This window comes from Methylobacterium sp. WL103 (genome assembly GCF_008039885.1).
Classification (GTDB): Bacteria; Pseudomonadota; Alphaproteobacteria; order Rhizobiales; family Beijerinckiaceae; genus Methylobacterium; species Methylobacterium cerastii.
On the sequence record NZ_VRUX01000154.1, the window covers coordinates 1 to 8,317 of the forward strand.

An 8,317-nucleotide genomic window follows, 5' to 3' on the forward strand; every position below is an offset into this window, starting at 1 on the left:
CGCCGCGGGTTGCCGGCGCTGGCCGTCGCCTGGGGTGCCATCGGCGATGTCGGCATGCTCGCCCGCAACAAGGCGGTGATGGAAGGCCTCGCCGGCCGCGTCGGCGTCACGCCGATGGAGGCCCGCCGTTGCCTCGACCTGATGGCCGACGCGCTCGGCGCCCAGGGCTCGACGCCCGACGACGCGGTGTTGGCCATCGCCTCGATGCACTGGGGCAAGACGCGCGAGCGCCTCGCGACCATGCGCTCGCCGAGCTACGACGACCTCGGGTCCGACCAGCAGATGGAAGCCGGCGCGGTGGCCGCGATCAGCATCGGCACGCTGCTCAAGGGCGGCGACGTCGACGCGGTGCGCAAGACGGTGTCCGACGCGATCGTCGAGGACATCGCCCGGATCCTGCGCCTGCCCAAGGACGACATCAGCCGCGTGCGGCAGCTCTCGGAGATCGGCCTCGACTCGCTGATGGGCGTCGAGCTCGGTGCGAGCCTGCAGGAGCGCTTCGGCCTCGATTCGCCGCCCGCGGGCCTCTCGTCGGGGATGACCGTGAACGAGTTGTCGGAGTCCTTAATTCAGGCGGTTTCCGCGCCGATGGACGAGGCTGCCGGCGTCGCCTTGAGCCTCGCCTCCAGGCACGTCGGCAGCGAGGTCGACGTGGCGGTACTCCAGCCGTTCCAGGACCTCGTCGAGAAGAAGAGCCTCGAGAGCAAAGAGATCCTGTCATGACCCAATCGCCCCGGCCGGACGGTGGGCGCGCCGCGCTCGCGGGCTTCGTGACGAACCGGCTTGGGCGCAACGCGCCCCGGCCGACGGCCCTGCGCGCGCCCGAGAAGGGCGGCGACCCGTCGGTGCAGGATTTCGCGAGCCTTCCGGGCTATCGCGAGCTGCGCCTGCAGCGCTCGGCCGCCGAGCTGATCGGCCTCGACAACCCGTTCTTCCACGTCCACGAGACCAAGGCCGGCGCGACCACGCGCATCGCCGGCCGGTCCTTCGTCAACTTTTCCTCCTACGACTATCTCGGGCTGAACGGACACCCTCGCATCTCGGATGCGGCGCGCGAGGCGATCACCCAGTTCGGCACCTCGTCGTCGGCGAGCCGCGTCGTCGCTGGTGAGCGGCCGGGCCATATCAGCCTGGAGAAGGCGCTCGCTGCGCATTACCAGACCGAAGCCTGCGTCGTGATGGTGAGCGGGCACGCGACCAACGTCACGACCATCGGGGCCTTGCTCGAAGCCGGCGACGTGATCTTCCATGACGCCCTGATTCACAACAGCATCGTCACCGGCGCGCAGCTGTCGGGCGCCCAGCGCCGCTCCTTCGCCCACAACGACCTCGACGCGCTGGAGAGCCTGCTGCAGGCGACGCGGCACGAGCACCGCCGCGCCCTGATCGTGATCGAGGGCCTCTACAGCATGGACGGCGACGCGCCGGACCTCGCCGGCTTCATCGCCCTCAAGGAGCGCTACAACGCCTGGCTGATGGTCGACGACGCCCACGGGCTCGGCGTGCTCGGGCGCAGCGGCGCCGGGCTGTTCGAGCATGCCGGCATCGACCCCAAGCGGGTCGACATCTGGATGGGCACCTTCTCGAAGACGCTCTCTGCCTGCGGCGGCTACATCTGCGGCGCCTCCACCCTCATTGAATACCTGAAGTGCACCGCCGGCGGCTTCGTCTACAGCGTCGGCATGTCGCCGCCGCTCGCGGCCGCCGCGGAAGCCGCCCTCGAAGTGATGCACGAGGAGCCGGACCGGGTGGAGCGCCTGCGCCAGAACGGCGCGCTGTTCCTCGCCTGCGCCAAGAAGCGCGGGCTCGATACCGGCACCAGCATGGGCCTCGCGGTGATCCCGGTGATCGTCGGCGATTCGCTGAAGTCGGTGACCCTGTCCGACCGCTTGTACAAGCGCGGCATCAACGTGCAGCCGATCATCCATCCGGCGGTGCCCGAGCGCGCTTCGCGCCTGCGCTTCTTCATGACCTCGGAGCACACCCCCGAGCAGATCCGCGAGACGGTGGCCGCGGTTGCCGAAGAACTCGCGGCCATCGAGAAGGGCGGCTCGCTGATCGAGCAGCTTCTGGCCAAGCGCAGCTGACGATCCACGAGATAAGATATTCGGAACGCCCGGGTCTCGAGCCCGGGCGTTCTGCGTTTCAGCAGGGAATTCCAGAGACGCGATCTGCATTTTGCCAATCCAGACCTTTGGTTTGCAAGACACCCGTAGGTTGAGCGCAGAACACTGCTTCCAGCCGATTTAAGACCCGCGGTTGGTCCCTAGCCTGATCTATCTCAGGATTTTGTGCTTAACGGTCCTTTAACCACGTCCTGCGACCTTGGTGGTGTCTTCCAGGGACCGCCGACCATGCTGCACTCCGATCCGCTCCTCACCCGCCCCACCCTCGTCCACACCGGGCTGCTCGCCCAGGCGGTGGATGGCCTGAAGCGCAGCGCCACGTCTCCCGCCGACATGTGGCGCCTGCTGACCGAGAACTACATCGTCGACCTCGACGCGGTCGCCGCCTTGATGCCGGTATCCGAGCCCGAGCCTGTCTGGCTCTCCGCCCGAGACTGATGCGGCAAGGTCACAGCCACGATCGATGCTGTCGATCTGGCACGGCCCCTGCAAAGACACCGTCGCGACCAAGCCCAACGTCGGCAAGCCGAAGCTCATCAAGAGAAACGTCGTCACGAGGAACGCCCGGACAAGAAACACGCGGTGGCTCGAACGCCCGAGCACCCCGCGGACCTGCCGATCACTCGAACTCGAGGTCCGTCATGTCCGATCTGTTGTCCGTTGCCCTCGTCTGCGCCGGCACGCTCCTGGCGCAGGATTGCTCCCGCGAGACCGCGCTCGACGTCATCGTCTCGCCGGCACGCACCCCGATGGAATGCGTGATGCACGCGCAGACCATGGCCGCCGCGGCCGGGCTGCCCGGCGGCGACGACCGCTACCTCAAGATCTCCTGCGAGCACCGCCGCACCGAAGGCGAACCCCTGGTCGTCGCGCGCCGGTCGTTTTGATCGCGCCTCAGCCGATCGCCGTCAGGGTGTCGCCGACGGCGAGCATGCCGCCGGCGATCACCTCGGCGTAGACGCCGCAATCGCGGTGGCCGAGATGCGCATCGATCGCCCAGGGGATGTCGAGGTCGCGCGCGCCGCTGACCGGGTCGACGTTGGTCGCTGCGCAACGCACGGTGCGCTTCGTCAACTTCAGGCGTAGGCCGCTCGGCGCCTCCAGCACGCGGCCGACCATCTCCAGCTCGGCCCAGGGCGCGAGCCCTTCGACGTGGAGGTTGCCACGGAAGCGCAGCGGGTCGACCGGAGCGCCGACGTATTCCTCGACCGCGCGGACGCTCGCGAGGTTGATCAGCGAGACGTATCCGATCTTCGAATCGGTGAAGCGGTATCCGGTGTGCTCCGGCGCCGCGAGCACCCGCGGCTCCCCGCGCAGGGCGTCGGGCAACCGACGCCGCATGAGGCCTTCCAGCGTCGCCCGGCCCGCCTCGGTGTCGAGCTTAGCGACGACCGTCTCGCCGTCCGCCTCGACGGTGAGCGTCGCCGTGGCGTCGTCGTAGCGCGTGCGCAGGCGGGCCAGCGCCTCGTCGCGCATCAGCATCAGGTACTTCGTCTTGGGCTGGTGCCGCGGCGCGACCGGGTCGAAGCCGGAATCGCCGTTCTCAATGGCGTAGAGCCTGTCGCCGGGAAAGTAACCCGACGTCTCCAGCACCGTTCGCTCCAGCGGCTCGGGGCTGAACCCCTTCACGGGGTAGCGGTAGAGGGCGGACAGCGTCGTCGTCATGCCCGCACCGTGACCTGGATCTTCGCCGGGATGCAAGGGGGCGTCACCCTCTTGTGGTGCGCAATTACAACACCACATCCCTGTGACCGGCGGCCTTCGGCGCCGGGGCTTTCTGCGGCGGTTTCCGCCGGGGAGGCGACGTCTCGGGCCGACACCGTGCCTTCCAGGGCGGCGGAGGCCGAAGCGGTAGGATGAAGACACGCATGAATTTTGAAAAATACACCGAGCGCGCCCGCGGCTTCGTCCAGGCGGCGCAGAACCTCTCGATGCGCGAGGGCCATCCCCAATTGCAGCCGGGCCACCTGCTGAAGGTGCTGCTCGACGACCCCGAGGGCCTGTGCGCGGGCCTGATCGACCGCGCCGGCGGCCAGTCGCGCGTCGCGCTGGCGCAGGTCGAGGCGTGGCTCGCCAAGCAGCCGAAGGTGTCCGGCAACGCCAGCCAGCCGCAGGCGACCCGCGACCTCGTGCGCCTGTTCGACACCGCCGAGAAGGCCGCCGAGAAGGCGGGCGATTCCTACGTCACCGTCGAGCGGCTTCTGCTCGCGATCGCCGTCGAGAAGGACACCGAGGCCGGCAAGGCGCTCGTTTCTGCCGGCGTGACGCCGGCCTCGCTCAACGGCGCGATCAACGCCCTGCGCAAGGGCCGCACCGCGGACAACGCCTCGGCCGAGAACGCCTACGACGCCCTGAAGAAGTACGCCCGCGACCTCACGGAGGCGGCGCGCGAGGGCAAGCTCGACCCGGTGATCGGCCGCGACGAGGAGATCCGCCGTACGATCCAGGTGCTGTCCCGCCGGACCAAGAACAACCCGGTGCTGATCGGCGAGCCCGGCGTCGGCAAGACGGCGATCGTCGAGGGGTTGGCGTTGCGCATCGTCGACGGTGACGTGCCCGAGAGCCTGAAGGACAAGAGCCTGCTCGCCCTCGACCTCGGCGCACTGATCGCGGGCGCGAAATTCCGCGGTGAGTTCGAGGAGCGGTTGAAGGCGGTGCTGTCTGAGGTGACGGCGGCGGCCGGCGGCATCATCCTGTTCATCGACGAGATGCACACTCTCGTCGGCGCCGGAAAGGCCGACGGCGCCATGGACGCCTCGAACCTGCTCAAGCCCGCGCTCGCCCGCGGCGAGCTGCACTGCGTCGGCGCGACCACACTCGACGAGTACCGCAAGCACGTCGAGAAGGACGCGGCGCTGGCCCGCCGCTTCCAGCCGGTCTTCGTCTCGGAGCCCACCGTCGAGGACACGGTGTCGATCCTGCGCGGGATCAAGGAGAAGTACGAGCAGCACCACGGCGTCCGCATCCAGGATTCGGCCCTGGTCGCCGCCGCCACGCTGTCGAACCGCTATATCACCGACCGCTTCCTGCCCGACAAGGCGATCGACCTGATGGACGAGGCCGGCTCGCGCCTGCGCATGCAGGTCGACTCGAAGCCCGAGGAGCTGGACAACCTCGACCGCGAGATCGTGCGCCTGAAGATCGAGGGCGAGGCCCTGAAGAAGGAGACCGATTCGGCTTCGCGCGACCGGCTCGCCCGGCTCGAGCGGGAGTTGGCCGACCTTGAGGAGCAGTCGGCCACCATTACCTCGCGGTGGAAGGCGGAGAAGGACAAGCTCGGCGCCGCCGCCGAACTGAAGAAGAAGCTCGACGAGGCGCGCAGCGACCTGGCCTCCGCCCAGCGTCAGGGCCAGTACCAGCGCGCGGGCGAGCTCGCCTACGGCGTGATCCCCGGGCTGGAGAAGCGGCTCGCCGAGATCGAGGCGGCGCCCGAAGGCGCGGTCGCGCGCGACGGCATGGTCGAGGAGGCGGTGACGCCGGCTCACATCGCGGGCGTCGTCTCCCGCTGGACCGGCGTGCCGGTGGACAAGATGCTGGAGGGCGAGCGGGACAAGCTGCTCGCGATGGAGGACGCGATCGGCAAGCGGGTCGTCGGGCAGCGCGAGGCGGTGGAGGCGGTCTCGACCGCGGTCCGCCGCGCGCGCGCCGGCCTGCAGGACCCGAACCGGCCGATCGGCTCTTTCATGTTCCTCGGGCCGACCGGCGTCGGCAAGACCGAGCTGACAAAGGCGCTCGCCAACTTCCTGTTCGACGACGACACCGCCTTGGTGCGCATCGACATGTCCGAATACATGGAGAAGCACTCTGTGGCCCGGCTGATCGGCGCGCCCCCTGGCTATGTCGGCTACGAGGAGGGCGGCGCGCTCACCGAGGCGGTGCGGCGCCGTCCGTATCAGGTCGTCCTGTTCGACGAGATCGAGAAGGCGCATCCGGACGTGTTCAACGTCCTGCTGCAAGTGCTCGACGACGGGCGCCTGACGGACGGACAGGGCCGCACGGTCGACTTCCGGAATACGCTGCTGATCATGACCTCGAACCTCGGGGCCGAGTACCTGGTGGCGCAGCGGGACGGTGAGGACACCGACGCGGTTCGGGACGACGTGATGGGCGTGGTGCGCAACCACTTCCGGCCGGAGTTCCTGAACCGGATCGACGAGATCATTCTGTTCCACCGCCTCAAGCGGGCGGAAATGGGGGCGATCGTCGACATCCAGCTCGTCCGGCTGCAGAAGCTGCTCGACGAGCGCAAGATCGCCCTCGACGTGGACGCCGAGGCGCGCGCCTGGCTCGCTGACCGCGGCTACGACCCGGCCTACGGGGCGCGACCGCTGAAGCGCGTGATCCAGAAGACGGTGCAGGACCCGCTGGCGGAGCTGTTGCTGTCGGGCAAGATCCACGACGGCGAGAGCGTGCCGGTCGGGGTCGGCCCGTCCGGGCTCGTCATCGCCGGCACCTCCCCCGAGCCGCGCCGGCGGCCCGAGAACGTGACCCTGAACTGAGGTTCGGATCGCACCCCGCCCCGGCCGCTCGGATCGAGCGGCCGGGGCTTTTCTTTGCGCCGCCGCGCGGCGACACTGGGCCGACATGAGCGACTTGACCTACGCCATCGGCGACATCCACGGCTGCGCCGACCTGCTCGACGCGCTCCTCGCCCGCATCGAGACCCATGCGGCGGGACGCCCGCATCGCCTCGTCTTCCTCGGCGACTACATCGACCGCGGGCCGGACAGCGCCGGTGTTTTGCGGACGATCAGCCGCCTGCATTGGAGCGATCCCGAGCGGGTCGCCTGCCTGATGGGCAACCACGAGGCGATGCTGCTCTCGGCCCTGACGACGCCCGGCGCCGACCACCTCTGGCTCCGAAACGGCGGCGCCGAGACCCTGGCCTCGTTCGAAGTCGACGAGGCGGCGGCGATCCCCGGCGACGTGCTCGACTGGATCGAGGCGCTGCCGACGATGCACGCGGACGCCGAACGCTGGTACGTCCACGCCGGCTTCCGGCCCGGGACCGACCCGGAGACCTCGGACGCGCAAGACCGCCTCTGGATCAGAGAGCCCTTCCTCTCCGAAGATTGCGATTTCGGCCGGCATGTCGTCCACGGCCACACGCCGCAACACTCCGGCACGCCCGATCGCCGCCGCTTCCGCACCAATCTCGACACTGCCGCCGTCTACGGCGCCGCGCTGACGGCGGGCGTCTTTTCGGACGTACAGGGGCCGGCCGTGGAGTTCCTGCAGGTGCGGGCGGGCTAAAAGCCTACCGCGTCGCCACGACCCGCGCCGGGTTGCCGACCACCGTCGCGCCGGCAGGCACGTCCCGCGTCACCACCGCGCCGGCGCCGATGACCGCGTCGTCGCCGACGGTGACGCCGGGCAGGATCAGGGCGGCGCCGCCGATCCAGACGTTGGCGCCGATCGCGATCGGGCGCCCGAATTCGAGGCCCGATCGGCGAGTCTCGGCATCGCGCGGGTGGTCGGCAGTCAGGATCTGAACGCCGGGACCGACCTGTGTGCCGTCCCCGATCGTCACCGCGACCACGTCGAGGACGATGCAGCCGAAATTCAGGAACACGTCGGCGCCGAGCGTGATGTTGTAGCCGTAGTCGCAATGGAACGGCGGCCGGACGACGACCCCTGCCCCGACGCCGCCGAAATGCTCCATCAGCAGTACGCGCCGCTCCGCAGGCGATGCGGCCAGCGCTGCGTTGTAGCGCACGAGCCATGCCTTGTTGACCGCCGCATCTGCCTGAAGCTCGGGATCGCCCGCGCGGTACAACTCGCCCGCGATCATCTTCTGCTTCTCGGATTTCGGCATCGTGCCTCGCAGTCCGAATGGGTGTTTCGATCGATCCGGCACGGGTCCGCCGGCCACGCGACCGTTTTAACGCCTGACGGGCAGGAACGCCGCGACGGCCGCCGACGCCCAGCCCAGCATCAGCAGGATGCCGCCCGACGGCGCGGCCATCGGAAACAGCGGCCGCTGCGCCAGCGCGCGAATCGCCAGGTCGCCGGAGAACAGCGCGAGGCCGAGCACGAGCGCGAAGGCGGCGATCCGCGTGGCCACGGCATGGGTCGCGCCGACGGCGGCGAGGCCGGCAAGGGCCAGGATGGCGGGGGCGTGGAATAGCAGGAACTGCGCTGCGGTCTTCAGGCTGTCGGCGCCGGGAATGTGGGCGGCGCCGACAGCCTGA

At 69.3% G+C, this 8,317-nt stretch carries 9 protein-coding genes; 6 read left to right on the forward strand and 3 right to left on the reverse strand.

All coding sequences use genetic code 11. From position 1 onward, the window contains the following. The 4 genes from FV222_RS11645 to FV222_RS11660 all read left to right on the forward strand — a co-directional run. On the forward strand, positions 1-723 hold a 723-nt coding region (locus tag FV222_RS11645), incomplete at its 5' end, for an acyl carrier protein (RefSeq protein WP_147814341.1). Next, positions 720-2,087 (forward strand): aminotransferase class I/II-fold pyridoxal phosphate-dependent enzyme, encoded by a 1,368-nt coding sequence (locus FV222_RS11650; protein WP_147814343.1) that lies wholly within the window; start codon positions 720-722, stop codon positions 2,085-2,087. The genes FV222_RS11645 and FV222_RS11650, both read left to right, overlap by 4 nt. 267 nt (positions 2,088-2,354) lie before the next feature. After that, complete coding sequence (locus tag FV222_RS11655; RefSeq protein ID WP_147763200.1) at positions 2,355-2,564, forward strand: hypothetical protein; 210 nt, start codon at positions 2,355-2,357, stop codon at positions 2,562-2,564. 203 nt (positions 2,565-2,767) lie between these two features. Next, the gene (locus tag FV222_RS11660; RefSeq protein ID WP_147814345.1) at positions 2,768-3,013 is read left to right on the forward strand and encodes a hypothetical protein; all 246 of its coding nucleotides are present in this window, start codon (positions 2,768-2,770) and stop codon (positions 3,011-3,013) included. A gap of 7 nt (positions 3,014-3,020) precedes the next feature. Here the strand turns inward: FV222_RS11660 and FV222_RS11665 are convergent, their stop codons facing one another. Beyond that, positions 3,021-3,791 carry an MOSC N-terminal beta barrel domain-containing protein gene (locus tag FV222_RS11665; protein ID WP_147814347.1) on the reverse strand — a complete coding sequence of 257 codons (771 nt, stop codon included), beginning with the start codon at positions 3,789-3,791 and terminating at the stop codon, positions 3,021-3,023. 203 nt (positions 3,792-3,994) lie between these two features. Here FV222_RS11665 and clpB point away from each other — a divergent pair, with 203 nt between their 5' ends. Continuing rightward, positions 3,995-6,625 carry an ATP-dependent chaperone ClpB gene (clpB, locus tag FV222_RS11670; protein ID WP_147814349.1) on the forward strand — a complete coding sequence of 877 codons (2,631 nt, stop codon included), beginning with the start codon at positions 3,995-3,997 and terminating at the stop codon, positions 6,623-6,625. A gap of 85 nt (positions 6,626-6,710) precedes the next feature. Then, positions 6,711-7,379 (forward strand): metallophosphoesterase family protein, encoded by a 669-nt coding sequence (locus FV222_RS11675; RefSeq protein ID WP_147814351.1) that lies wholly within the window; start codon positions 6,711-6,713, stop codon positions 7,377-7,379. A gap of 4 nt (positions 7,380-7,383) precedes the next feature. On the opposite strand, the gene FV222_RS11680 is transcribed toward FV222_RS11675, so the two are convergent. Continuing rightward, on the reverse strand, positions 7,384-7,941 hold the full coding sequence (locus FV222_RS11680) for a sugar O-acetyltransferase (RefSeq protein WP_147814353.1): 558 nt from the start codon (positions 7,939-7,941) through the stop codon (positions 7,384-7,386). Positions 7,942-8,007: 66 nt separating this feature from the next. Further along, positions 8,008-8,317 (reverse strand): DUF423 domain-containing protein (locus FV222_RS11685; protein WP_147814355.1); only part of this gene is annotated, 310 nt, incomplete at its 5' end.